The 22849-nt window shown below is 72.1% G+C and carries 27 protein-coding genes; 14 read left to right on the top strand and 13 right to left on the bottom strand.

Annotated features, from left to right (window positions below):
• Positions 1-2: 2 nt before the first annotated feature.
• Genes FRZ03_RS26810 through FRZ03_RS26800 form a run of 3 tightly spaced genes read left to right on the top strand, consistent with a single transcriptional unit; the run spans position 3 to position 2148 of the window.
• Positions 3-779, top strand: coding sequence for a metal ABC transporter ATP-binding protein (locus FRZ03_RS26810; RefSeq protein ID WP_146467714.1), 777 nt, complete (start codon positions 3-5; stop codon positions 777-779).
• Complete coding sequence (locus tag FRZ03_RS26805; RefSeq protein ID WP_146467703.1) at positions 779-1672, top strand: metal ABC transporter permease; 894 nt, start codon at positions 779-781, stop codon at positions 1670-1672. Before FRZ03_RS26810 ends, FRZ03_RS26805 begins: the two co-directional genes overlap by 1 nt.
• 59 nt (positions 1673-1731) lie before the next feature.
• The gene (locus FRZ03_RS26800; protein WP_070025175.1) at positions 1732-2148 is read left to right on the top strand and encodes a Fur family transcriptional regulator; all 417 of its coding nucleotides are present in this window, start codon (positions 1732-1734) and stop codon (positions 2146-2148) included.
• Positions 2149-2284: 136 nt separating this feature from the next.
• Here FRZ03_RS26800 and FRZ03_RS26795 read toward each other — a convergent pair whose 3' ends face one another.
• The 4 genes from FRZ03_RS26795 to FRZ03_RS26780 all read right to left on the bottom strand — a co-directional run bounded on the left by FRZ03_RS26795 (position 2285) and on the right by FRZ03_RS26780 (position 4464).
• Positions 2285-3124 carry an isoprenyl transferase gene (locus FRZ03_RS26795; protein ID WP_146467702.1) on the bottom strand — a complete coding sequence of 280 codons (840 nt, stop codon included), beginning with the start codon at positions 3122-3124 and terminating at the stop codon, positions 2285-2287.
• Positions 3125-3165: 41 nt separating this feature from the next.
• The gene (gene recO, locus FRZ03_RS26790) at positions 3166-3915 is read right to left on the bottom strand and encodes a DNA repair protein RecO (RefSeq protein WP_070025173.1); all 750 of its coding nucleotides are present in this window, start codon (positions 3913-3915) and stop codon (positions 3166-3168) included.
• A 118-nt stretch (positions 3916-4033) separates the two neighbouring features.
• Positions 4034-4252: a hypothetical protein gene (locus FRZ03_RS26785; RefSeq protein ID WP_146467701.1), complete on the bottom strand. Its 219-nt coding sequence runs from the start codon at positions 4250-4252 to the stop codon at positions 4034-4036.
• Complete coding sequence (locus FRZ03_RS26780; RefSeq protein ID WP_070025171.1) at positions 4249-4464, bottom strand: hypothetical protein; 216 nt, start codon at positions 4462-4464, stop codon at positions 4249-4251. Before FRZ03_RS26780 ends, FRZ03_RS26785 begins: the two co-directional genes overlap by 4 nt.
• Before the next feature lie 115 nt (positions 4465-4579).
• Here FRZ03_RS26780 and FRZ03_RS26775 point away from each other — a divergent pair, with 115 nt between their 5' ends.
• Genes FRZ03_RS26775 through FRZ03_RS26765 form a run of 3 tightly spaced genes read left to right on the top strand, consistent with a single transcriptional unit; the run spans position 4580 to position 5848 of the window.
• A complete protein-coding gene (locus FRZ03_RS26775; RefSeq protein WP_146467700.1) occupies positions 4580-5413 on the top strand; it encodes a helix-turn-helix domain-containing protein in 834 nt (277 codons plus the stop codon).
• Positions 5395-5607, top strand: coding sequence for a DUF397 domain-containing protein (locus FRZ03_RS26770; protein WP_146467699.1), 213 nt, complete (start codon positions 5395-5397; stop codon positions 5605-5607). The genes FRZ03_RS26775 and FRZ03_RS26770 overlap by 19 nt, the downstream gene beginning before the upstream one ends.
• Positions 5608-5635: 28 nt before the next feature.
• Positions 5636-5848, top strand: a complete 213-nt coding sequence (locus FRZ03_RS26765; protein ID WP_146467698.1) for a DUF397 domain-containing protein — start codon at positions 5636-5638, stop codon at positions 5846-5848.
• Here FRZ03_RS26765 and FRZ03_RS26760 read toward each other — a convergent pair whose 3' ends face one another.
• Positions 5849-6760 (bottom strand): helix-turn-helix transcriptional regulator, encoded by a 912-nt coding sequence (locus FRZ03_RS26760; RefSeq protein ID WP_146467697.1) that lies wholly within the window; start codon positions 6758-6760, stop codon positions 5849-5851.
• 217 nt (positions 6761-6977) lie between these two features.
• On the opposite strand from FRZ03_RS26760, the gene FRZ03_RS26755 reads away from it, so the two are divergent.
• The 3 genes from FRZ03_RS26755 (at position 6978) to FRZ03_RS26745 (ending at position 9840) form a co-directional block, all read left to right on the top strand.
• Positions 6978-7955, top strand: coding sequence for an aldo/keto reductase (locus tag FRZ03_RS26755; RefSeq protein ID WP_146467696.1), 978 nt, complete (start codon positions 6978-6980; stop codon positions 7953-7955).
• Between the two features lie 49 nt (positions 7956-8004).
• Positions 8005-9033 carry a zinc-binding dehydrogenase gene (locus FRZ03_RS26750; protein ID WP_186785625.1) on the top strand — a complete coding sequence of 343 codons (1029 nt, stop codon included), beginning with the start codon at positions 8005-8007 and terminating at the stop codon, positions 9031-9033.
• Between the two features lie 123 nt (positions 9034-9156).
• A complete protein-coding gene (locus FRZ03_RS26745; protein WP_146467695.1) occupies positions 9157-9840 on the top strand; it encodes a TetR-like C-terminal domain-containing protein in 684 nt (227 codons plus the stop codon).
• Positions 9841-9913: 73 nt separating this feature from the next.
• Here FRZ03_RS26745 and FRZ03_RS26740 read toward each other — a convergent pair whose 3' ends face one another.
• Genes FRZ03_RS26740 through FRZ03_RS26730 form a run of 3 tightly spaced genes read right to left on the bottom strand, consistent with a single transcriptional unit; the run spans position 9914 to position 11857 of the window.
• Positions 9914-10795 (bottom strand): MauE/DoxX family redox-associated membrane protein, encoded by an 882-nt coding sequence (locus tag FRZ03_RS26740; RefSeq protein WP_186785624.1) that lies wholly within the window; start codon positions 10793-10795, stop codon positions 9914-9916.
• A gap of 16 nt (positions 10796-10811) precedes the next feature.
• Positions 10812-11420: a cell wall protein gene (locus FRZ03_RS26735; protein ID WP_146467694.1), complete on the bottom strand. Its 609-nt coding sequence runs from the start codon at positions 11418-11420 to the stop codon at positions 10812-10814.
• Positions 11421-11434: 14 nt separating this feature from the next.
• Positions 11435-11857 (bottom strand): RlpA-like double-psi beta-barrel domain-containing protein, encoded by a 423-nt coding sequence (locus FRZ03_RS26730; protein ID WP_146467693.1) that lies wholly within the window; start codon positions 11855-11857, stop codon positions 11435-11437.
• 280 nt (positions 11858-12137) lie between these two features.
• Between FRZ03_RS26730 and FRZ03_RS26725 the strand changes: the two genes are divergently transcribed.
• Positions 12138-13064, top strand: coding sequence for a dihydrodipicolinate synthase family protein (locus tag FRZ03_RS26725; RefSeq protein ID WP_146467692.1), 927 nt, complete (start codon positions 12138-12140; stop codon positions 13062-13064).
• 7 nt (positions 13065-13071) lie between these two features.
• On the opposite strand, the gene FRZ03_RS26720 is transcribed toward FRZ03_RS26725, so the two are convergent.
• Entirely contained in the window at positions 13072-13755 is a 684-nt protein-coding gene (locus FRZ03_RS26720) for an HAD family hydrolase (protein WP_146467691.1), read from the bottom strand.
• A 394-nt stretch (positions 13756-14149) separates the two neighbouring features.
• Here FRZ03_RS26720 and FRZ03_RS26715 point away from each other — a divergent pair, with 394 nt between their 5' ends.
• Positions 14150-14758 carry a ScbR family autoregulator-binding transcription factor gene (locus FRZ03_RS26715; protein ID WP_146467690.1) on the top strand — a complete coding sequence of 203 codons (609 nt, stop codon included), beginning with the start codon at positions 14150-14152 and terminating at the stop codon, positions 14756-14758.
• Here FRZ03_RS26715 and FRZ03_RS26710 read toward each other — a convergent pair.
• From FRZ03_RS26710 to leuA, 3 genes are all read right to left on the bottom strand, one after another.
• The gene (locus tag FRZ03_RS26710; protein WP_146467689.1) at positions 14737-15942 is read right to left on the bottom strand and encodes a sialidase family protein; all 1206 of its coding nucleotides are present in this window, start codon (positions 15940-15942) and stop codon (positions 14737-14739) included. The genes FRZ03_RS26715 and FRZ03_RS26710 overlap by 22 nt on opposite strands.
• A gap of 70 nt (positions 15943-16012) precedes the next feature.
• Complete coding sequence (locus tag FRZ03_RS26705; RefSeq protein ID WP_146467688.1) at positions 16013-16708, bottom strand: TerB family tellurite resistance protein; 696 nt, start codon at positions 16706-16708, stop codon at positions 16013-16015.
• A gap of 183 nt (positions 16709-16891) precedes the next feature.
• Positions 16892-18613 carry a 2-isopropylmalate synthase gene (gene leuA / locus FRZ03_RS26700; RefSeq protein WP_146467687.1) on the bottom strand — a complete coding sequence of 574 codons (1722 nt, stop codon included), beginning with the start codon at positions 18611-18613 and terminating at the stop codon, positions 16892-16894.
• Positions 18614-18955: 342 nt separating this feature from the next.
• Here leuA and FRZ03_RS26690 point away from each other — a divergent pair, with 342 nt between their 5' ends.
• Complete coding sequence (locus FRZ03_RS26690; protein ID WP_146467686.1) at positions 18956-20026, top strand: M4 family metallopeptidase; 1071 nt, start codon at positions 18956-18958, stop codon at positions 20024-20026.
• 25 nt (positions 20027-20051) lie between these two features.
• Entirely contained in the window at positions 20052-20318 is a 267-nt protein-coding gene (locus FRZ03_RS26685) for a protealysin inhibitor emfourin (RefSeq protein WP_146467685.1), read from the top strand.
• A 49-nt stretch (positions 20319-20367) separates the two neighbouring features.
• On the opposite strand, the gene FRZ03_RS26680 is transcribed toward FRZ03_RS26685, so the two are convergent.
• On the bottom strand, positions 20368-21381 hold the full coding sequence (locus FRZ03_RS26680) for a hypothetical protein (RefSeq protein WP_146467684.1): 1014 nt from the start codon (positions 21379-21381) through the stop codon (positions 20368-20370).
• Positions 21382-21511: 130 nt separating this feature from the next.
• Here FRZ03_RS26680 and FRZ03_RS26675 point away from each other — a divergent pair, with 130 nt between their 5' ends.
• Complete coding sequence (locus tag FRZ03_RS26675; protein WP_146467683.1) at positions 21512-22825, top strand: GH1 family beta-glucosidase; 1314 nt, start codon at positions 21512-21514, stop codon at positions 22823-22825.
• Positions 22826-22849 lie beyond the last annotated feature (24 nt).

Here is a 22849-nt window from a genome sequence, read left to right as displayed (position 1 = left end):
TCATGGAGAACACCGGCGAACCCGTCATATCCCTGCGCGGCGTCCGGGCCGACCTCGGCGGCCGTCCCGTCCTGCGCGGCATCGACCTCGGCGTCCGCCGCGGCGAGGTCGTCGCCCTGCTCGGCGCCAACGGCTCCGGCAAGTCCACGGCGGTCCGCACCGTCATCGGCCAGGTGCCCGTCACCGCCGGCACCGTCGAACTCTTCGGCACCCCCCGGCGCGCCTTCCGCGACTGGGCCCGCGTGGGCTACGTGCCGCAGCGCACCACGGCCGCGGGCGGCGTCCCGGCGACGGTCACCGAGATCGTCTCCTCCGGCCGCCTCGCCCGCACCGGCTTCGGCCTCTTCCGCGGCGGCGACCGCCGGGCCGTGCGGGACGCCCTGGAGCGGGTCGGCATGGCGGACCGGGCCAAGGACGCGGTGACCGCCCTCTCCGGCGGCCAGCACCAGCGCGTCCTGATCGCCCGCGCGCTCGTCGGCCGGCCCGAGCTGCTGATCATGGACGAGCCGATGGCGGGCGTCGACCTGGCCAGCCAGGAGATCCTGGCGCGGACGCTGAAGGACCAGGTGGAGGCGGGTACGACGGTCCTCCTCGTGCTGCACGAGCTGGGCCCCCTGGAACCCCTGATCGACCGGGCGGTCGTGCTGCGCGACGGCTGCGTGCTGCACGACGGCCCGCCCCCTCGGGCCGTGGGCCAGCACGCCCTGCCCGGCCACGACCACGTGCACCCGCACGCCCCCGGGACCACCGATCCGATCCGCACGGGACTGCTGAGCTGATGGACTTCCTCAACTACGCCTTCATGCAGCGGGCCCTGCTCGCCGCCGTCCTGGTCGGCGTCACCGCGCCCGCCATCGGCATCTACCTCGTCCAGCGCCGCCAGGCCCTGATGGGCGACGGCATCGGCCATGTGGCGATGACCGGCGTCGGCCTCGGCTTCCTCCTGTCCACCTCCCCGGTCTGGATGGCGACGGCGGTCTCCGTGCTGGGCGCCGTCCTGATGGAGCTGATCCGCTGGTACGGCAGGACCCGCGGCGACATCGCCCTCGCCATGCTCTTCTACGGCGGCATGGCGGGCGGCGTCATGTTCATCAACATGGCCCCGACGGGCTCCAACGCGAACCTGACGACGTACCTCTTCGGCTCCCTGTCCACGGTCTCCCGGTCCGACGTCCTGGCGATCTGCCTGCTGGCCGCGTTCGTGGTCGCGGTCACCGTGGGCCTGCGCCGCCAGCTGTTCGCGGTGAGCCACGACGAGGAGTTCGCGCGGGTGACGGGCCTGCCGGTGCGCGCGCTGAACCTGCTGACGGCGGTCACGGCGGCGGTCACGGTCACGGTCGCCATGCGCGTCGTCGGCCTGCTGCTGGTCTCCGCGCTGATGGTGGTGCCGGTGGCGGCGGCCCAGCAGCTCACCCGCAGCTTCGCCGCGACGTTCGCGATCGCGGTGGCGATCGGCGTGACGGTGACGGTGAGCGGCACGATCACGTCGTTCTACCAGGACGTGCCGCCGGGCGCGACGATCGTCCTGCTGACCATCGCCGCGTTCGTCGTCCTGGCCGCGCTCGCCACGCCGGTGGCCCGGCGGCGCGCCCGTGCGGACGGCTCCCCGGGGGACCCGGCGGAGTGCGTGATTCCGGCCGCGCGGGGCGCCGGCGAGGAGATCGGCGTCTGACCCGGGGCGGTCCGGGCTGGCACAATGGCCCGGTCAGGGTGTGACGTGAGGAGGCAACGGTGACGACCGCTGGACCGCCCGTGAAGGGCCGCGCGACCCGGCAGCGGGCAGCAGTGGCGGCGGCGCTGGGCGAGGTGGACGAGTTCCGCAGCGCGCAGGAGCTCCACGACATGCTCAAGCACAAGGGCGATTCCGTCGGCCTCACGACGGTCTACCGCACCCTCCAGTCCCTCGCCGAGGCCGGCGAGGTCGACGTCCTGCGCACGTCCGACGGCGAGTCCGTCTACCGCCGCTGCTCCACCGGCGAGCACCACCACCACCTCGTCTGCCGGACCTGCGGCAAGGCGGTCGAGGTGGAGGGCCCGGCGGTGGAGAAGTGGGCCGAGGCGATCGCCTCCGAACACGGCTACGTGAACGTGGCCCACACGGTCGAGATCTTCGGTACGTGCGCGGAGTGCGCGGACCGGAGCGACTAGGACCTCTACTAGGACCTCTCGCTCGGATCAGGCCGGGCTCGCGAAGCCCGGCACGCACATCTGCCGCGACCCCGCTCCCTGATCCGGCCTGATCCAAACGAAAGACCCTGTCCCGGCCGCGCCCCCGGCGACACCCCTACGACTCGGGGGTGTTGCCCTCCATCGCCAGCAGTTCCTCGTTCGGGATGGCCCCGCCGAACCGCCGGTCGCGGGAGGCGAACTCGACGCAGGCGCGCCACAGGTCGCGCCGGTCGAAGTCCGGCCACAGCACGTCCTGGAAGACCATCTCGGCATAGGCGCTCTGCCACAGCAGGTAGTTGGACACCCGCTGCTCGCCGCTGGGCCGCAGGAAGAGATCGACGTCCGGCATGTCCGGGTAGTACAGGTACTTCTGGATCGTCTTCTCGCTCACCTTGGACGGGTCCAGCCGGCCGGCCTTCACGTCCTCGGCCAACGCCCGTGCCGCGTCCGCGAGTTCGGCCCGGCCGCCGTAGTTCATGCAGAAGTACAGCGTGATCCGGTCGTTGTCCCGCGTCTGCTCCTGCGCGACCTGGAGCTCCTTCGCGACCGACTTCCACAGCTTGGGCATCCGGCCGACCCAGCGCACCCGCACGCCCAGCGAGTCGAGCTGGTCCCGGCTCTTGCGGATGAAGTCGCGGTTGAAGTTCATCAGGAAGCGGACCTCTTCGGGCGAGCGCCGCCAGTTCTCGGTGGAGAAGGCGTACAGCGAGACGTTGCGCACGCCGATCTCGATCGCCCCCTGGAGCACGTCGAGCACCTGCTCGGCGCCGACCTTGTGCCCCTCCGTGCGCGGCAGGCCCCGCTTCTTGGCCCACCGTCCGTTGCCGTCCATGATGATCGCCACGTGCTCCGGGACCAGCTCGTCGGGCAGCTTCGGCGGACGGGCGCCCGAGGGGTGCGGCTCCGGTGCCGTGTACTCGCGCCGCTGGCGCCCCAGGATCCCGCGTACCACCATGTGCTCCGACTCCCCTTACGACGTGTGACTCTCTACGGCCTTCAGGACTTTTCCACGTAGCGCAGCGACCGCAGCCCGCGCTCCAGGTGCCAGTGCAGGTACGCGGAGACGAGTCCGCTGCCCTCGCGGACGTACCGCGCCTCGGCGGCGTCGGCCGTCTCCCAGTCTCCCGTAAGCAGCGCGCCCAGCAGTACCAGGGTCCCCGGCGAGGGTACGACGCTCCCGGGCACCCGGCAGTCGGCGCACACGGAGCCGCCGGAGGCGACCGAGAAGAACCGGTTCGGACCGGGCATGCCGCACTTGGCGCAGTCGCCGAAGCTCGGCGCGTACCCGTTGACCGCGAGCGAGCGCAACAGGAAGGCGTCGAGCACGAGGTGCGGGGCGTGCTCGCCGCGGGCCAGCGTCCGCAGCGCGCCGACCAGCAGCAGGTACTGCTGCACGGCCGGCTCCCCCTCGTGGTCGGTGAACCGCTCGGCGGTCTCCAGCATGGCCGTGCCGGCGGTGTAGCGCGCGTAGTCGGTGACGATCCCGCCGCCGTAGGGGGCGATGGTCTCACTCTGCGTGCACAGCGGCAGCCCGCGTCCGACCAGCTCGCTGCCGCGCGCGAAGAACTGCACGTCCACGTGGGAGAAGGGCTCCAGCCGGGCCCCGAACTTCGACTTCGTGCGCCGCACGCCCCGCGCCACGGCCCGCACCCGCCCGTGCCCCCGCGTGAGCAGGGTGATGATCCGGTCCGCCTCGCCCAGCTTCTGGGTGCGCAGCACGATGCCGTCGTCGCGGAACAGACTCATGCCCCCATTCTCCCCCATGGGGCGCGGGCGCCCGGCCGCCGGTGGCGGTGCCGGGCGCCCGCGCGGCGGGCCGGGGAGCCGGATCGCCTCTTCCCCGGGGTGAGCGCGCGGGCGCGGATCAGGGCACCTCGCCCCGGCTGCGGGCGTTGACGTACGCCGTCTCCGTCCGGATGCGCTCAGCGGGACTGGCCGCCCGCACGGCTCCCACCTCGGCCTCCCACTCCCGTCCGCCCCCGTAGGGCCGCAGCCACACGCCGGCCCCCTCGTACGCCATCACGATCCCCACCCGTCCGGACCCGGTGTCGACGGCGTGGCTCCCGACCGGCGGCAGTTTCACCCCGCCACCCCCGCGACCACGACGGCGAGCCGCCGTGCGACGTCCACGGAACACCGTCCCAGTTCCACCAGCGGGCAGGGCGACTCCCGGGCGAGCATCACCGGGTCGAGACCGAGCGACGGCAACACAATCCCGGCGCTCGCGAGCGCGCCCCGCAATTCCTGCACTGCGTCCTCCGCCTCCTGGACACACATCGCCGAATGCTTCGCCATATCGCTCCCCTTTTCTTTCGGATTTCACGCTTCGCACATCCATGGTGACGCTCCGGCTCTACACTCGGCGACCATCCGGGCCCTACAAGTACGAGTCAGTCAAAGGGGGTTGGCCATGGCCAACGGTTCACGGCAGGCGGCATGGGAGTTCTTCGGCGCGGAACTGAAACGGCGGCGGGAGAACGCGGCGCTCACCCAGGCGGAGCTGGGAGCGCGGGTATTCGTCTCCGGCGGCTACATCGGCCAGTTCGAGCAGGCGATCAGGAAACCACAGTTGGACGTGGCCCAGCGGATCGACGAGATCCTACAAACCGACGGCTTTTTCGATCGGCTGTGGAAGAAGCTCATCAAGGAGCAGCCGTACGCGGCTTACTTCGCACACGTGGTTGAGCTGGAGCGACTCGCGACGGAAATCTACGAGTACGCACCGACGGTGATCCCGGGACTCCTCCAGACCCCCGAGTACGCACGAGCCGTGTTCCTGGCGGGCAATCCGTTCGCCACCGACGAGTACATCGAGGATCTGGTCAACGTACGAATGGACCGGACACGGCTCCTGAAGGACGCTACACGCCCGAAGTATTGGGCGGTGCTCCACGAAACGGCCCTGCGCATCCCAGTCGGCGGCCCGGCGGTCATGGCACACCAGTTGGAGTACATCGCGTCTCTGATGCGGGAGCGCAAGGTGGCGATGCAGGTGCTGCCCTTCGCGGCAGGGGCGCACCCCCGCATGGGCAAGATGATGAAGCTGATGAACTTCGAGGACGCCCCGCCAACTATCTATACAGAAGGCGTGGCTTCGGGAAGTCTCCTGGACGATCCGACGCTGGTTAGGCGGACCTGGGCGTCTTACGATCACATCAGGGCCGCCGCGCTGTCACCGGAGGCGTCCCTGGCCCTGATCGAGTCGGCGGCGGAGGATTACAGACGATGCGTGAGTACGAGCTGACCAAAGCACATTGGCGCAAGAGCACCTACAGCACCGGCGACGCCAGCGAGGATTGTGTCGAAGTCGCCGACGGAGTCCCCGGTGTCATCCCCGTCCGCGACAGCAAGCTGGCCGCCGGGCCGGTGCTGCTCATCGGCCCGGACGCGTGGACGCACTTCATCGACACCATCGGAGCCATGAACTCCCAGTCCTGATCGCGTCGGCGACGGAGGTCTCCAGACCATGCACGACCACGACTTGACGAACGCCCGCTGGCGCAAGAGCAGCTACAGCAGCGGTGACAGCTCGAATGAATGCGTCGAGGTCGCCGACGGAGTCCCCGACATCGTCCCCGTCCGCGACAGCAAGCTGGCCGCCGGGCCGGTGCTGCTCATCGGTCCGGCGGCGTGGACGCGCTTCATCGGCGCCGTCGGAGAGACGAGCTCCCGGCCCTGATCACGTCGGCTGCTCGTTCCGGACACCGTGCGGGATTTCCTGGCCCGACGCGGCTACGGGCGCGGTCATGTCGAGCAGCAGCATGGCGTCGTGGTCGGGTGTGCCGGGTTCGGCGGTGTAGACGCCGATGCGCTGGCCGGGGGTGCCCTCCAGGTGCATGGACTGGGAGGTGAGCGTGACCGTGCCGACGCGGGGGTGCTGGAAGGTCTTCTGCGCGGGTTTGCGGCCGGTGACCTCGTAGCGTTCCCACAGCCGGGCGAAGTCGGGGCTCTTGAGCAGGAGTTCGCCGACGAGGCTGGTCAGGTCAGGGGCGTCGGGCGCGGTGCCGGCGACGGCGCGCAGCCGGGCGACGCAGCCGGTGATCCGGCGGTCCCAGTCGTCGAAGAGGTCCCGCGCGGCCGGGTGGAGGAAGAGGTAGCGGGCCAGGTTGCGGTGCTTGGCCGGCCAGTCCTCCAGGCCCGCGTACAGGGCGAGACCGCCGGGGTTCCAGGCGAGCATGTCCATGCTGCGGCTGATGACGTAGGCCGGGTTCGGCCGCAGCGACTCCAGCAGCAGCTTCAGGTGGGGGCGCACGGTGCGGCTCGGGGCCGGCGGTGGCTCGGGCGCGTAGCGGGCGGCGCGTGCGGCCAGCTCACGCAGATGGTGGTGCTCCTGGTCGTCCAGGCGCAGGGCGCGGGAGAGCGAGTCGAGGACCGCGGGACTGGGGCGGGTCTCCTTGCCGCGTTCCAGGCGCACGTAGTAGTCGATGCTGATCCCGGCGAGGGTGGCCAGCTCCTCACGGCGCAGGCCGGGGGTGCGGCGGATGCCGGTGCCGACGGTGAGGCCGACGTGTTCGGGACTGGTCTGGGTGCGGCGGGCGCGCAGGAAACGGCCCAGCTCGGCGCCCTCGCTGTGCGCGCTCGTCGATGCCATGACTCCAGTCTCACCCCCGGGCACCGGCTTCGCGGGCGGGAGGGGGGCCCTGTCATTACCCCCGAAGAGCCCGCCCTGCCACACCGGAGCGATCCGGGCGAAGGTCGATGAGGAAGACGCCGGACCCTTTCACCACCGCCCGGACCGCGTCGGCACGCCCCTCCGGGCCGGGCAAGGTGAGAGACCGGGCGAGACCTCACGATCGGAAGAAGACGAAATGCGGTACATCAAGCTGCGTGACCTGGAGGTCTCCCGGATCGGGCTGGGCGCCATGGGCATGTCCCACGGCTACACCGGCTCGGGCACCGATGACGCGGAGTCGATCAGGACCGTGCACCGGGCGCTGGAGCTGGGCGTCACGCTCATCGACACCGCCGAGATCTACGGCCCCTACACCAACGAGGAACTGCTCGGGCGGGCACTGAAGGGCCGCCGGGACCAGGTGGTGCTCGCCACCAAGTTCGGCCTGGTCTCGCACGCCGGCGACGGTGTCTGGAACCTGGACTCCGGCCCGGCCAACATCCGCACCGCGGTCGAGGGCTCCCTCAAGCGGCTGGGCACCGACCACATCGACCTGTACTACCAGCACCGGGTGGACCCGGACACACCGATCGAGGAGACCGCCGGCGCCGTGGGCGAGCTGATCGCCGAGGGCAAGGTCCGCGCCTTCGGCCTCTCCGAGGCGGGCCCGGACACGATCCGCCGCGCCCACGCCGTCCAGCCGGTCACCGCGGTGCAGTCCGAGTACTCCCTGTTCACTCGCGGGATCGAGGAACGCGTGCTGCCCGTCCTGCGGGAGCTGAACATCGGCCTCGTGCCGTTCTCCCCGCTCGGACGCGGCTTCCTGACCGGCGCCATCCGCTCCACCGACCAGTTCGACGAAGGCGACTTCCGGCGCGGCACCCCGCGCTTCACGGGCGAGAACTTCCAGCGCAACCTGGCGCTCGTCGACGAGGTCAGGGCCCTGGCCGCCGAGGTCGGCGCCACGCCCGCGCAGGTGGCGCTCGCGTGGCTGCTCGCCCAGGGCGACGACATCGCTCCGATCCCCGGCACCAAGCGCGTGACCCGGGTCGAGGAGAACACCGCCGCCGACGCCGTCACGCTGACCGCCGAACAGCTCGACAAGCTGAGCGGTCTGCCGCCCGCCTCGGGCGACACGCACAGCGAGGCCCAGGCCCGCATGCTCGAACGCTGACCCTCGTCGTCCCGACCCCGCCACGATCCTCGTGGGGAGGAGCACCCTCATGCGCGCAGCAGTGATGTACGGAGCCGGCGACGTCCGCGTCGAGAACCGGCCCGATCCGAAGATCGCCCGGCCCACCGACGCGGTGGTGCGCACGCTGGCCGCGTGCGTGTGCGGCAGCGACCTGTGGCCCTACGCGTCCATGCCCGTAATCGACACCGGTCGCCCCATGGGCCACGAGTTCCTCGGCGTCGTCGAGGAGACCGGCGCGGACGTGACCGGCCTGAAGGCCGGTGATCTGGTCGTCGCCCCGTTCACCTACAGCGACAACACCTGCGACTACTGCGCCAAGGGCCTGCACTTCTCGTGCCGCGACGGCGGGCGGTACGGCTTCGACGGTGTCGACGGCGGCCAGGGCGAAGCCGTTCGCGTCCCTCACGCGGACGGCACCTTGGTGAAGCTGCCGGTGGCCGCCGACTCCGCGCTGCTGCCGTCGCTGCTGGCCCTCTCCGACGTGATGGCCACCGGCCACCACGGCGCCGTCACCGCCGGCGTCGGCACCGGCGACACGGTCCTGGTCCTCGGGGACGGCGCGGTCGGCCTGTGCGCGGTCATCGCCGCCGAGCGGCTCGGCGCCGAGCGGATCGTGCTCGCCGGCCGTCACGAGGCCCGCACCGGTCTGGGCCGCGAGTTCGGCGCCACGGACGTGGTCGCCGAGCGCGGCGAGGAGGGCATCGCCCGCATCCGCGAGCTGACCGGCGGCGTGGACAAGGTCATCGAGGCCGTCGGCACCCGCCAGGCCCTCGACACCGCGCTCGGCGCGGTCCTGGACGGCGGCACCATCAGCCGCCTGGGCGTCCCCCAGTACGAGCAGGGTCCGATCGGCCCGGCGCAGTTCCTGCGCAACCTCACCCTGACCGGCGGCGCCTGCCCCGCCCGCGCCTACATCCCGGAACTGCTCGCCGACGTCCTGGACGGCACCATCACCCCCGGCCGCGTCTTCGACCGGGCCTTCCCCCTCGACCAGACCCCGGACGCCTACCGGGCCATGGCCGACCGCCAGGTCCTCAAGGCCCTCATCCGTCCCTGACCATCCGCCCTCGCCGCCGGCCACCGCCCGCTGGTCCCGGCACCGGCCAGAACTGGGCGCATTCGCGCCGCATTACCCCGGACGTAATCGACGCGCCCGAAGACCTCTGGCAGGGTCGGGATCATGACGACTTCCGATGCTCACGACCTCCTGAAGACCGAGGCGGGCCGTCGCCTGGCGGCTCGTCACCAGGTCGATCTCGACCCGAGCGGACTGGCCCGGGACGCCGGGCTCGACCCGGCGTCGATAACCGAGCGCTTCCCCGACCGGGACAGCCTGCTGACCGATCTCGTCCTGGCCGCCTACAACGCCATGGGCGACAGCGCGGAGCGGGCCGCGGCCGAGGCGGAGAAGGCGGGCGCCGACCTGCTGGGCCGCTGGGTCGCCACGTGCGAGGGCGTACGCGCGTGGGCGCTCGCCCACCCGGAGGAGTACGTGCTGATCTGGGGCCGGCCCGTGCCCGGCTACGACGCCCCGCCGGAGACGATGGTCGCGGGCGCCCGTACCGTGCTCGTCCTGCTCGGCCTGGTGCGCGAGGCGCTCGCGGCCGGACGGCTCGCGGTGGACCACGTGCCCATGCCGGAGCTGTCCGAGGGCATGGCCCGCACGATCGAGCCGCTGTCCCAGGGCATGCTGAGCGGCCTGCCCACCCCCGTCATCACCCGCATGCTGATCATCTGGACCCAGCTGCACGGCATGGTCGGCTTCGAGGTCAACGGCCACATCGCGGGCGTGGCCGCGGACCCGGCCGCCTTCTTCACGCACGCGGCGACGGCCATGGGCCAGTACATCGGCCTGCCCCACTGACCCGCGGGGGCCGCCCGCTTCCGGCGTCGGAGGCGGGCGGCCCGTGCGGTCGCGCCCGACGGCGCCTCGCGGCTCAGCCCGTGGGCAGGGCGCCGAGCAGGTCGGCCGCCACCGGTTCGTCGGTCCGGTCGTCGATCAGGGTGACGCGGATCGCCGGGTTGTCGGTGGTGTCCCTGGTCTGGCGCGGGTCCACCGCGAACAGCACGGTGACCGGACGCGCCGCCCCCTCCGGGTCGTGGACGCCCGCGTACTGGAGGAAGCGCCAGCCGTCGGACTCCCAGTGGTCGATCAGCCCGGAGCGGACGACGGGGGCGGCGGCCACCCAGGCCAGCGAGCGCTCCAGCAGTTCGACGGAGGCGGCCACCGGTACCTCGTCGTCCCGGCCCGGCACGAGCGGGTGCCCGAAGACCTTCAGCCGCGTCCGGCGCAGCGGGACCAGCCAGAGGTGGTCGAGGTCGCTGGAGACCGCGACGAGGACGGCGGTGACGGCGGCGAGGAGGAGCACCGACGCCACCGGGTCCCGGACCACCTGGCCCCACCAGGCCGTTCGGGCCCCGGCCGCCGTGGCACCGCCCACCGCGACCAGCCCCGCGCGGACGAAGGCCCGCCAGGTGATCGGGCCGTTGCCGCGGGCGGTGCACCCGCAGGACGACTGCGGGGCGGTGACCCGGGCGTACCCGAGGTAACCGAGGAAGCCGACGCCCAGGACCAGGGCGGCGACGCCGGGTACCGGGGTGGTCGGGGCTGCCAACAGGCCCCCGGCGACGGCGAGTTCGAGCACTCCGGTGGCCCGCAGGACGAGCGTGGCACGACGGCCGTCGTTCAGGACGCGGACCAGCACGGTGCCGGCCGCCTGCCCCGCGACCTGCCGGCCGAACGCCTTGGCCGCCCCGGTGCCGGCGAGCAGGACGCCCAGCAGCAGCGGGGCGAGGTTCATGGCGAGCGATGCGCTCACTTCCGTACCCCCTGTCTCAGTGCCCGACGCTGATACGGGCGATGTCCACGCTGTCGTCGGCGGGCCGCCAGGCGCCGAGCACCTGGGCGTGGTGCCCGATCCGCAGCTGGGAGAGGTTGGAGGTGAGGGCGCCGCCCCGGAAGGAGGCGGTGGTCTTCTTCTCCACGATGTTGCCGACCATGGCGTTGCGGCCGTGGCTCAGGTGCAGCCGGGAGCGTTCGATGCCGCGGATGGTGACGTAGAGGTTGACGATGTTCACCCAGACCGCGTCGGCGGCCACGCTGCCGTCGGGCATCTGCACACCGCGCGCGTACAGGCCGTCGCCGACCTCGACGGCCTCGGCGGTGACGGTTTCCAGCTTCCAGATGCTGGTCGCGTTGGTGAGCTGGATCAGCTTGTGCGTGCCGTCCGCCTCGACGACGTCGAGGACGCCGCGTCTGATCTGGCCGACGCGGCCGTCGACGAACACCGAGGTGGAGACCGCCGGGTCGAGGGAGGGCATCGGTGCGGCGAAGGCGGCGTCCGCGTCCAGGCCGCCGAGCGCGGAGGCGCCCACGATGGTGGCACCGCCGAGTGCCGCGCTGGTCAGCAGACGGCGCCGGCCGAGTCCGTTGCGTTCGCTCATGACGGGGTTCCTCCTCACTCGTAGATGTAGACGGGAAGCAGGCCGGAACTGAGGCTGCCGATGGCGGAGTAGGCGGCGGGGGTCAGGTCGAGGACCCGGTGGGTGCGGCAGGCGCCGTTGCAGCAGGTCTGCTCGCTGCACCACATCTGGGTGTTGGGGCCGCAGTCGGCGAGGGTGACGCAGACCGTGGCGCCGGAGCACTGGTGCTTGACGTTGACGACCGAACCGCAGCCGCGTCTGGGCATGTTCTCGCCGCAGGCCGCCGGGTTGGTGACGCTCCAGCAGGCCGCCGAGAGATTGGGCCAGGCGGCCATGTTCTTGCCGGACTGGCAGGTGCCGCAGGCGCCGGTTCCGGTGCTGCCGCAGGGGCCCCAGGAACTGCCGCAGCAGAACCAGGAGGTCTCTCCTGCCCAAAGACTGGTGGATCCGCAAGCCATTGCTGTGTCCCTTCGTCGACGGGGAGATCGCAGGCACCACGGACGCGTGGTGCGACATGACACGCACATGACAAAACGACGAACGAAACGGTGCGGGGATCGCGCGTTGGCGCCTGCCAATGATGCTCGCTTCTACGCGCGTTGGCCAGGGGGCGGGAGAGGGGTGGGTTGACGAGCCCGTCCCGTGCGGTCGGCCGCGTCGCACCCGGCACACCGCCGCCGCTGTCACCATCCTGGACACGAGGACCCCCGACCCCGACCCACCCCGCAGGAGCCGTCGATGACCTTCCCCGCGCCGCTCACCGGAGTCGTCCCGCCCGTCTGCACGCCCCTGACGCCCGAGCGCGAGGTGGACGCGCCCTCGCTGCTGCGGCTGGTGGACCATCTGGTGGGGGCGGGAGTGCACGGGCTGTTCGTGCTCGGCTCGACATCGGAGGCGGCCTTCCTCACGGACGCGCAGCGGCGGCGGGTGGTGGAGACGGTCGCCGGGCACCTGGGCGGGCAGCTGCCGGTGCTGGCCGGGGCCATCGACATGACCACCCCCCGGGTCCTCGACCACGTCCGGGCGGTCACGGCGGCCGGAGCCGACGCGGTGGTGGTCACCGCGCCGTTTTACGCCCGCACCCACCCCTCGGAGATCGTGCACCACTACCGGCGGATCGCGGCCCTGAGCCCGGTGCCGGTGATCGCCTACGACATCCCGGTCGCCGTGCACACCAAGCTCCCGGCCGAGCTGGTCCTCGGCCTCGCCGGGGACGGGGTGCTGGCCGGGATCAAGGACTCCAGCGGGGACCTGGCGGCCTTCCGGGAGCTGGTCACCGGTGCCCGCGCCCACCCCGGCTTCGGCGTGCTGACCGGCTCGGAGCTGATCGCCGACGCCGCGCTGGCGCTGGGCGCGGACGGGGCGGTGCCGGGGCTCGCCAATGTCGATCCGCACGGGTACGTACGGCTGTACCGGCAGTGCCGGGCGGGCGACTGGGAGGGGGCGCGGGCCGAACAGGAGCGGCTGTGCGCCCTGTTCGGGCTGACGGCGGTCGGTGATCCGGCGCGGATGGGCGCCGGTTCCTCGGCGCTCGGCGCGTTCAAGGCGGCCCTGCACCTGCGGGGCGTGATCGACTGTCCGGTCACGGCCGAGCCGCAGGTGCCGCTGTCCGGCGAGGAGACGGAGAAGGTCGCCAAGTTCCTCGCCTGCGCCGGGCTGCTGTGACCCCGCTTCAGTGCGCCTCTGCCCAGGTCAGCAGCTCGGGGGTGTGCAGCGAGGGCAGCCACAGGTCGGCCCGCTCGGCGCCGTCGCCGGGTGGGCGGGGGCCGACTCCGAGCACCCGCAGTCCGGCGGTGCGGGCCGCCTCGACGCCGGTCAGGGAGTCCTCGACGGCCAGCGTCTCTTCCGGCGGGACACCGCACAGGCGGGCCGCGAGGGCGTAGACGTCCGGCCACGGCTTGGGGCGCACCTCCGCGTCCCCCGTGTCCGGGACGACGATGTGCTGGAAGTAGGCGCGCAGCCCGGCCCGCTCCAGGCTCCCCTCCACCACGACCATCGGGCAGTTGCTGGCCACCGCCAGCGGCATCCGGCCGGCCAGCAGCCGGACGAGGTGGGCGGCGCCCGGCATGGTCACCGGGTCGTCGGTGACCAGTTCCAGGAAGTGGTCGAGGAGCGCCGCCGTCAGGCCGTCCGTCAGCTCGGGCTTGTGCACCGACTCGGCCATCAGCCGGCCGCAGTCCGCGTAGTGCACTCCCTTGGCCTGTTCCGCGAAGCCGGGTGGAGCTTGGAGCCCGAATTCCCGGAAGGCCAGGTTTCGGGCTTCCTGCCAATGACGTTCGCTGTCCATCAGGGTGCCGTCGCAGTCGAAGACGACGGCTCGCGGCGACCAGTCGAGCAGTTGGGCCGTGGTGGTCACAGTGGCCTCCTATGCACCTCGCTTGAAAGGGATGTGCGACATTCCCGGCTGTCCGCAAGAAGCGGAAAGATAGCGATGACTACGTTATTTTCGCGGCGGTAAGTCAGGCAATAACCCCATAGAGCGACTCGACTGCGAGCGCTTTCAGGTGTATGGCAGCACGGCCGCACAGACCCCCGGGTGTCGCCAAATCGACTTGTTCGCACGGCAGTTGGCGCATATGCGCGAGACATGCGACGCCCCCGCGGCGCACGCCCTTTACCACTCGACCGCGTTCACCCTCGAAAGAAATACGTAATTACCGCACGAGGGTGGTTCCTGTTTGCTCCGGGCGTACGCGGGCGCATTACATTCGTGGCAGTCAGAAGAGCCGAACGAGGGCGGGCGGGAAACGGTGCAGAAACGGGCCAAGGCAACCCGCAGATCACTCCTGGAGGCGGCGGCCCAGCTCTTCGCGGAACAGGGCTACGCGGGGACCAGCGTCAACGACATAAGCGCCCGGTCGGGCCGGACCAGCGGCGCGGTCTACTTCCACTACGCCAGCAAGGAGGGCATCGCGCTCGCCGTCGTCCGGGACCGGTTCGCCACCTGGCCGCAGCTCACCCCGGCGTACGCGGACCGGGCGGTGCCGCCGGTGGAGCGCCTGGTCGCCCTCAGCTACGACATCGCCCGCGCCCTCGCCGAGGACCCGGTGACCCGCGCCGGCGCACGGCTGTGGGCCGAGCGCGCCGTCATCGACGCCCCGCTGCCCGACCCGTTCGCGCTCTGGACCGCCGCCGCCACCCGGCTGCTGGCGGAGGCCCGGCTGGCCGGCCAGGTGGCCGCGCACGTCCGGCCCGCCGCCACCGCGCGGGCCCTGGTGCGCGCCTTCTTCGGCCTGTGCTCGCTCACCGAGGCGCTGGAGGGCGCGGCCACCGTCACCGACCGGCTCACCGACTGGTGGCAGCTGACCCTGCCCTCGCTGCGGCCCGCGCCCGGGGCTCACCGGCCGCCGGGAGAGTGAGCGCCGATCCCGGTCACCCGGCGGAACTCCAGGGCGTCGTAGGGCCCCGTCTCGAACAGGACGCCGACCGTGCCGGGGCCGAGCTGGACCAGGTCGGAGTAGGCCGCCGGGCCCTCGGACAGGGTGGCCAGGCGGGTGAAGGTGCGGCCGGCGTCGGCGCTGGACCACAGCGCCATGGCGCGGCGGGCGGTCGGCACGGAGGGCCCGGAGAACAGCAGCGGGGCGCCGGCCCCCCGGAGCTGGAGCACGCTGCCCTGGACCACGGGCACGTCCTTCAGGGTGGGCTGGGGGCCGTAGGGGCGGTCGAGGGTGGCGCCGCCGTCCGAGGAGTAGCTGTCGAGGCGGTTGCCGGGGGCGCTGCCGTTCTGATCGCGGGCACTGAAGTAGACGCGCCCGTCGGGGAGTTGGGTGGCACTGGTCTCGTTGACGTTGACGGTCCCGGCGGGGCCGGTGGCCTGGTAGCCGAGGTGCCAGGTGGTGCCGCCGTCGTCGCTGTGGAGGGCGTGACCGGCGTAGTGCCGGGCCTCCCTGCCGGTGTCCTTCGAGCCCTCGGCCGGGGCGGTGGAGTGGTTCGCGGGGACCAGGAGGCGGCCGGGGTGCGGGCCCCGGGTGAGGGCGACGGCGTGACCGGGCCCGGTCGCGTACCAGCGCCAGCCGGGCCGTTTGACCGCGTCCGTGATGTCCCGCGGCGGGGTGAAGGTGCGGCCGTCGTCCGTGCTGCGCTGCACGTACACCCGGCGGCCCCGCGCCGCCGGCACCTCGCCGCGCATGATCTGCGCCTCCGTCACATCCCCGGCGTTCCCGCAGGTCACCAGGATGATGTCACCGGTACGCGGATCGACGACGGGCGCCGGGTTGCCCCGGGTGTTCCCGTGCCCCGCGGCCACCACGGCGAGCGGGCCCCAGGTGCGGCCACCATCGGCGGAGCGGCGCAGCACCACGTCGATGTCCCCGCTGTCGCCGGGGCCGTCGCGCCTGCCCTCGGCGAAGGCGAGGACCGTGCCGCGCCGGGTGCGGGCCAGTGCGGGGATGCGGTAGGCGGCGTAACCGCCTCGGCCCGAGACGTAGGGCCGCGAGGAGGTGCTCGCGGCGGGCTCGGGGGGCCTGGCGTGGGCGGGTGCCGGGGTCATGAGGCCGGTGAGGAGCGGGAGGCCGGTGAGGAGGGCGCGGCGCGGCAGGGTCACGCCGTGATGCTGCCCGCCCGGGACGGGTGCGCCTTACTCCGTTCGAGCCAATGATCCGGCGCCCCGGTGCTCAGGAGGGCGTGCGGGCGGCCGCCAGCAGCCGGGTGACGTCGTCGGCAGGGAGGGTCAGGGCCGCGCCGACCGTGGTGAGGGCGTCGCGCTCGGCGGGGGTGTAGGGGCCGTCGGCGAGGGCGATGTGGGCGCCCTGGAGGAGCAGGGCCTCGCGCCCCGCCGGGGCGAGGTGCGGGGCGAGCGGGTCCAGCGCCTCGTGCAGCTCTATGGTCAGGCTGGCGCCGCAGGGCTCGCCCAGCACCCGGCCGGTGTCGGCGGCCAGGGCGTCGACGAGCGCGGCGAGCTGCTCCTCCGTGCAGTCGTCCACGCCGCCCGCGCGGACCGCCGCGCAGGCCGTCTCCAGAGGCGCCCGGGAACCGGTGCCGCCCGCGGCGAGCACCGCGAGGGCCACGGTGTGCACACCGTCGCGGAGCATCGCGGAGAAGCGGCGGGTGGTGGGGTGGTCGAGGACCTCGGTGCCGTAGTGGTGGCCGCAGTCGGCGCACTCCACCACGGGCCCGGTCGTCCCGCGCGGCAGCACGGGCACCCCGAACACGGTGAGCCTGCGGCGCCCGGTGAGCCGCTGGTAGTTGCGGTCGCCCCCGCAGCCCGGGCAGTAGAACTCGCCGTCGCCCACGGCAGTCCATGCGGTGCGGGTGCCCAGGACGCGCAGAGCCCTGGAGTCACGGCCGTCTCGTCCCCGTACTGGCAGCACGTCGCACCTCCCTAGAGCACGGCACCATCGCCGCGCTGGCGTGATGTTAGCCACATCGCGCGGCGGAGTCAGTACCCCGTACGAGACCAATCCGTGACCTGTCCGGCCCTGTGGCCGAGAAACGACGGGGCCCCGGCCGCCGTGCGAGGCGACCGGGGCCGGGAAACCGCCGGTGGAGACGGGTCAGCGGGCGGCTCGGTTGACGGCCGAGACGACCGCCTTCAGCGAGGCACGCGTCGTGTTCGCGTCGATGCCGATGCCCCACAGGACCTGGCCGTCGATCGCGCACTCGATGTAGGAGGCGGCCTGCGCGGAGGCGCCCTCGCTCATCGTGTGCTCCTGGTAGTCCAGCAGGCGTACGTCGACGCCGATGGCGTGCAGGGCGTCGAAGAAGGCCGAGATCGGACCGTTGCCGGAACCGGTCAGCACGCGGTCCTCGCCGTCCACGGTGGCATCGACGGTGAGCGTGTCCACGCCGTCGTTGTCGGTGGTCGACTGGCCCGTCCTGACCTGGATGCGGCCCCAGGGGTTCTCCGGGTTGGGCAGGTACTCGTCCCGGAAGACCGACCAGATCTCCTTCGGGGTGATCTCGCCGCCCTCGGCGTCCGTCTTCGCCTGGATGATCTTCGAGAACTCGATCTGCATCCGGCGCGGCAGGTCCAGCTTGTGGTCGTTCTTCAGGACGTAGGAGACACCGCCCTTGCCGGACTGCGAGTTGACGCGGATGACCGCCTCGTAGGAACGGCCGACGTCCTTCGGGTCGATGGGCAGGTACGGCACCGCCCACTCCAGGTCGTCCACCGTGACGCCCTTGGCCCTGGCGTCGGCCTCCATGGCGTCGAAGCCCTTCTTGATGGCGTCCTGGTGGGAGCCGGAGAAGGACGTGTAGACCAGGTCGCCCACGTACGGGTGGCGCGGGTGGACCTCCATCTGGTTGCAGTACTCCCACGTACGACGGATCTCGTCGATGTCGGAGAAGTCGATCTGCGGATCGACGCCCTGGGAGAACAGGTTCATGCCCAGGGTGACCAGGTCGACGTTGCCGGTGCGCTCGCCCTGCCCGAACAGGCAGCCCTCGACGCGGTCGGCGCCGGCCATCAGCGCCAGCTCGGCCGCCGCCACCGCCGTGCCGCGGTCGTTGTGCGGGTGCACGGACAGGCAGACGTACTCGCGGCGGGACAGGTTGCGGTGCATCCACTCGAAGCGGTCCGCGTGCGTGGACGGGGTCGAACGCTCCACCGTGGCGGGCAGGTTGAGGATGATCTCGCGGCCGGGACCGGGCTGGTAGACGTCCATGACCGCCTCGCAGACCTCCAGCGCGAAGTCCAGCTCGGTGTCGGTGAAGATCTCCGGCGAGTACTGGTAGCCGAACTCGGTCTCGGGACCCAGCAGTTTCTCGGCGTACTCCGTCACCAGGCGGGTGCCGTCGACGGCGATCTGCTTGATGTCGTCCTTGGAGCCGCGGAAGACGACCCGGCGGAAGACCGGGGCGGTGGCGTTGTAGAGGTGGACGGTGGCGCGCCGCGCGCCCTTCAGGGACTCCACGGTCCGCTCGATCAGGTCCTCGCGGGCCTGGGTCAGCACGGAGATCGTCACGTCCTCCGGGATCGCGCCCTCTTCCTCGATGATCGAGCGCACGAAGTCGAAGTCGGTCTGGCCGGAGGCGGGGAAGCCGACCTCGATCTCCTTGTAGCCCATCTTGACCAGCTGGTCGAACATCCGGCGCTTGCGCTCGGGCGACATGGGGTCGATCAGGGCCTGGTTGCCGTCCCGCAGGTCGGTGGAGAGCCAGCGGGGGGCGACGGTGATCCGCTGGTTCGGCCAGGTGCGGTCCGGGATGTCCACCTGGTCGTAGCGGCCGTACTTGTGGACCGGCATGGAACTGGGCTGCTGGCGGTTGGCCATGGTGCGTGGCTCCTCGATGGGTCTGGCAGATGTCCGACTGGACGGCCGACGACGCGACGCCAAGCTCCGCGGGGAGGGAGTCGGCCTCGACTACAGACCCTCGCCGCGGCAGCTAAGGAGAAGCAGCCCGAAACGCATGATGCAGCGCAGCCTAGCCGATGCCTTCCAGCATCCGGGGACGCGTTCCAGTATGCGGGACCGAGGGATTAATAGGGACAAAAAGTGCAGCGCATCACATCGCCCTACCACATCGTCACGCCGCGTCGCGCCCACTGTCCCGGTATTTCACCAATGATGGTTGCGAGTAGTGACATCGACGTCACTCAGTGCGATGGTCGGTACATGACGACGAACGGGGGCTTCGAGCCCGTCTTCTGCACGATCGTCCCGCCGCACGTACTCGACCGGCTATCCCAGGCCGAGGACCCGGACCTGTCGGCACCCGCCCGCCGCTCCCTGGAGCACGACGCCGCCCAGCGCACCCGGCGCCGCCTGACCACGGTGCTGGGCGCGACCGCCGTCGCCCCGCCGGAGGGTGCCGCCGCCGACCGTCCGCACCGCACCGTCTACGACACCCACCACACCCAGGACCTGCCCGGCACCAAGGTCCGCGAGGAGGGCTCCGACCCGGGCCCGGACGCCTCCGTCAACCGCGCCTACGCCGGCCTCGGCGCCACCTTCGAGCTGTACCTGAAGGTCTACGGCCGCCGGTCCATCGACGGCAACGGCCTCCCGCTCGACGCCACCGTGCACTACGGCGAGGGCTACGACAACGCCTTCTGGAACGGCGAGCAGATGGTGTTCGGCGACGGGGACGGCAAGATCTTCCAGGACTTCACCATCCCCGTCGACGTCATCGGCCACGAACTGACCCACGGCGTCACCCAGCACACCGCGAACCTCGAGTACTTCGGCCAGTCCGGCGCGCTCAACGAGTCGATCTCCGATGTCTTCGGCTCGCTGATCAAGCAGTACGCGCTGGGCCAGACCGCCGCCGAGGCCGACTGGCTGATCGGCGCCGGACTGCTCGCCCCGGGCGTGCACGGCACCGCGCTGCGCTCGATGAAGGCGCCGGGCACCGCGTACGACGACCCGAACCTCGGCAAGGACCCGCAGCCGGGCAGCATGGACCACTATGTGCGCACCGGCCGCGACAACGGCGGCGTGCACATCAACTCCGGCATCCCGAACCACGCGTTCTACCTGGCCGCCAAGGCCCTCGGCGGGCACGCCTGGGAGAAGGCCGGGCAGATCTGGTACGACACGGTGACCGGCGGCGACCTGAAGTCCGACGCCCAGTTCGCCGACTTCGCCAAGCTCACCCTGAAGGCGGCCCGCCACCGCTACGGCGGCGGGGACGAACTGGAGGCCGTCCAGAAGGCCTGGGAACAGGTCGGGGTGCACACACGCTAGCGCCGCGCACTGCGACACTGGACCCATGCGGATTCAGGTGAGGCGCACAGGCGGTTTCGCCGGCATCGAGCGCCGGGCCGAGGTGGACACCTCGGCCCGGCCCGACGCCCCGGACTGGGAGGCCCTGGCCACGCGCGTGCTCGCGTCCGGCCAGGACACCCCGCCGGCCGGTGTCCCGGACGGCTTCGGCTACGAGATCACGGTGGACGGCCGCACGGTGTACGCGGCCGACCCCCGACTGACCGACGAGCAGCGGGAGTTGGTCTCCCGGGTGCTCAAGGAGGGCGCCTAGCGGGTGTCCTCCGCGCCTAGTGCTGTGGCTGGAAAGTCCGGGCGCAGCACTAGCAGTAGCCCCTCGTGAGGAAGGCCCGTCGGCCCGGCGTGCCGAGGTCGAGCGGGATGTCCACATGGCTCGGCAGATCGGCGAAGGACGCGTTCGGGAGGATGAACTCCCGCCCGGTGTACCGCTGCCGGACCGTCTGCGCGGCGGCGGGCCGGCACACGAACGGGTTGGCGTACGTGTTGTAGCCCAGCCCCACGCCGGTGTTGAGGAACCCGGCGTCCTGGCACTGGTACAGCGCGGCCCGCAGCGCGGCGGCGTCGCGCGGGCCGGTGTAGCGGGACTGGAAGCGGGCGAAGCAGTCCAGCGAGGAGGCGCCGTCGTACGGGGAGGGTCCGGCGGCGGCCAGCGCGTCGAGGAAGGACCGGTTGCAGCCGATCGCCGCCGAGGGCGCCGCCCCCTTCAGGAGCTGGGCGCGCCTGCACCCGGTCACGTCCTGGAAGGCGCCGACCACGTCCTCCCCCTTGCGCAGGCGCGAGTAGGCGAGCACCAGGTCCCGCTGCGCGGCGAGCGGATAGGCGCCGGTGTTCCCGAACTCCTCGTCCAGCAGCCGGAACCAGGTCTCGAAGGCGGGCACCTGCGCCCGGACCCCCGGGGGCACGGTGTAGACGGCGAGGTCGGTCGGTGTGTCCCAGCCGTCGAGGCCGGGGTAGCCGACGAAGGACAGCACGCCGACCCCGGTCTTCGGCGGCTGGTCCCCGTACCGGCTGCGCAGTTGCAGATACCGCTCCAGATTGGTGTTCGAGCCGGCCCACGCGTACCAGAAGCCGCTCGGGTAGAGGGTGGTGTCGCCCCGGGTGTGGGTGGTGCCGAACAGGGTCGGCGCCACACAGCGCACCTCGCGCGCGTCCCAGGCGGCCCGGTACTCGGCCGGGGTGGAGACGCAGTCGGCCGCCCCGGCCGGGCGGGCGTCGGCGAGCGCGCCCGGTGCGGTGCCCAGGACGGCGAACAGGCAGGCCGCGAGCACGGCGAGCAGGCGTCCGCGGCTCCCGGTGGTCAGCTGATGGAGAGTCATGCGGGACAGTCTCGGAACGGCGTGCCTCCGCATGCCAGTCGATTGGGCCAAGCGGCCCACACCGATGCGCTCTGGAACCGTGCCGTGCACGGCCGTTGACTTCGTTACCGGGGGTACGGATGATCCGGCCATGGCGACTGACACGGGCGATCCGCTCCCCCGGTTCCCGGCCGGCTTTCTGTGGGGTGTGTCCACCTCCGCCCATCAGATCGAGGGGGCGGCCGAGCTGCGCGGGCCGTCCGTGTGGGACGAGTTCACCGCCGAGCCGGGCCGGGTGAAGGACGGCTCCACGGCGGCGGTGGCCTGCGACCACTACCACCGCTACCCCGAGGACGTGGCCCTGCTCGCCGGTCTCGGCGTGAACGCCTACCGGTTCTCGGTCTCCTGGCCCCGGGTCGCCTCCCCGGGCGGCCTGGACTTCTACGACCGGCTGGTGGACGCGCTGTGCGCGGCGGGCGTACGGCCGGTGCCGACCCTGTTCCACTGGGACCTGCCCGCCGGCCTCGACTGGCTGGAGCGGGACACGGCGGACCGCTTCGCCGACCACGTGGCGGTGGTCGCCGGCCGGCTGGGCGACCGGGTCACCAAGTGGATCACCCTCAACGAGCCCGCCGAACACACCCTCCTGGGCCACGCCCTGGGCGCCCACGCCCCCGGCAGGCGGCTGCTGTTCGACGCCCTCCCGGTCGCCCACCACCAGCTCCTCGCCCACGGCCTCGCGGTCCGGGCGCTGCGCGCGGCGGGCGCCCGCGACATCGGCATCGCCAACTCCCACGGGCCCACCTGGCCGGCCTCCGGCGACCCGGACGACGTGGCGGCCGCGGGCTTCTACGACACGCTGCTCAACCGCCTCTTCGCGGAGCCGGTGCTGCTCGGCGAGTACCCGGACGGGCTGGGCGAGTCGATGCCCGGCGACGTCGCCGCCGATCTGCGGGTGATCGCGGAGCCGCTCGACTGGTACGGCGTCAACTACTACGCGCCGACCCGGGTGGGCGCCCCGCTGGGCACGGGGTCGGAGTTCGGCGGTCTGCCGATCCCCGCCGAACTGCCCTTCTCCGTCAGGGAGATCGAGGGCCGTCCGCTGACCGACTTCGGCTGGCCGGTGGTCCCGGAGGGGCTGACCGAGCTGCTGTGCGGCTTCCGCGACCGCTACGGCGACCGGCTGCCGCCGGTCGTCATCACCGAGAACGGCTGCTCCTACGAGGGCCTGGACGACCAGGAACGCATCGCCTACCTGGACGCCCATCTGCGCGCGCTGCACGCCGCACTGGAGGCGGGCGTGGACGTGCGCGGCTACTTCGTCTGGTCCCTGCTGGACAACTTCGAGTGGGCCGAGGGGTACGCGCGCCGCTTCGGGCTGGTGCACGTGGACCACGACACCCTGGAGCGCACCCCGAAGGCGTCGTACCGGTGGTTCCGGGACGTGCTGCGGGCGCAGGGCTGACGGGGGCGCGGCGGCCGGGCGGTC

The sequence above is a fragment of the Streptomyces misionensis genome (assembly GCF_007896895.1).
Lineage (GTDB): Bacteria > Actinomycetota > Actinomycetes > Streptomycetales > Streptomycetaceae > Streptomyces > Streptomyces misionensis_A.
This window is presented reverse-complemented; position numbering and strand designations above follow the sequence as displayed.

Excerpts from the sequence above, each read along its gene's own strand:
- FRZ03_RS26810 (WP_146467714.1), top strand. The coding sequence starts at position 3 with ATGGAGAACACCGGCGAACCCGTCATATCCCTGCGCGGCGTCCGGGCC.
- FRZ03_RS26805 (WP_146467703.1), top strand. The coding sequence starts at position 779 with ATGGACTTCCTCAACTACGCCTTCATGCAGCGGGCCCTGCTCGCCGCC.
- FRZ03_RS26795 (WP_146467702.1), bottom strand. The coding sequence starts at position 3,124 with ATGGTGGTACGCGGGATCCTGGGGCGCCAGCGGCGCGAGTACACGGCA.
- recO (WP_070025173.1), bottom strand. The coding sequence starts at position 3,915 with ATGAGTCTGTTCCGCGACGACGGCATCGTGCTGCGCACCCAGAAGCTG.
- FRZ03_RS26780 (WP_070025171.1), bottom strand. The coding sequence starts at position 4,464 with ATGGCGAAGCATTCGGCGATGTGTGTCCAGGAGGCGGAGGACGCAGTG.
- FRZ03_RS26775 (WP_146467700.1), top strand. The coding sequence starts at position 4,580 with ATGGCCAACGGTTCACGGCAGGCGGCATGGGAGTTCTTCGGCGCGGAA.
- FRZ03_RS26770 (WP_146467699.1), top strand. The coding sequence starts at position 5,395 with ATGCGTGAGTACGAGCTGACCAAAGCACATTGGCGCAAGAGCACCTAC.
- FRZ03_RS26765 (WP_146467698.1), top strand. The coding sequence starts at position 5,636 with ATGCACGACCACGACTTGACGAACGCCCGCTGGCGCAAGAGCAGCTAC.
- FRZ03_RS26760 (WP_146467697.1), bottom strand. The coding sequence starts at position 6,760 with ATGGCATCGACGAGCGCGCACAGCGAGGGCGCCGAGCTGGGCCGTTTC.
- FRZ03_RS26755 (WP_146467696.1), top strand. The coding sequence starts at position 6,978 with ATGCGGTACATCAAGCTGCGTGACCTGGAGGTCTCCCGGATCGGGCTG.
- FRZ03_RS26750 (WP_186785625.1), top strand. The coding sequence starts at position 8,005 with ATGCGCGCAGCAGTGATGTACGGAGCCGGCGACGTCCGCGTCGAGAAC.
- FRZ03_RS26745 (WP_146467695.1), top strand. The coding sequence starts at position 9,157 with ATGACGACTTCCGATGCTCACGACCTCCTGAAGACCGAGGCGGGCCGT.
- FRZ03_RS26735 (WP_146467694.1), bottom strand. The coding sequence starts at position 11,420 with ATGAGCGAACGCAACGGACTCGGCCGGCGCCGTCTGCTGACCAGCGCG.
- FRZ03_RS26730 (WP_146467693.1), bottom strand. The coding sequence starts at position 11,857 with ATGGCTTGCGGATCCACCAGTCTTTGGGCAGGAGAGACCTCCTGGTTC.
- FRZ03_RS26725 (WP_146467692.1), top strand. The coding sequence starts at position 12,138 with ATGACCTTCCCCGCGCCGCTCACCGGAGTCGTCCCGCCCGTCTGCACG.
- leuA (WP_146467687.1), bottom strand. The coding sequence starts at position 18,613 with ATGGCCAACCGCCAGCAGCCCAGTTCCATGCCGGTCCACAAGTACGGC.
- FRZ03_RS26690 (WP_146467686.1), top strand. The coding sequence starts at position 18,956 with ATGACGACGAACGGGGGCTTCGAGCCCGTCTTCTGCACGATCGTCCCG.
- FRZ03_RS26685 (WP_146467685.1), top strand. The coding sequence starts at position 20,052 with ATGCGGATTCAGGTGAGGCGCACAGGCGGTTTCGCCGGCATCGAGCGC.
- FRZ03_RS26680 (WP_146467684.1), bottom strand. The coding sequence starts at position 21,381 with ATGACTCTCCATCAGCTGACCACCGGGAGCCGCGGACGCCTGCTCGCC.
- FRZ03_RS26675 (WP_146467683.1), top strand. The coding sequence starts at position 21,512 with ATGGCGACTGACACGGGCGATCCGCTCCCCCGGTTCCCGGCCGGCTTT.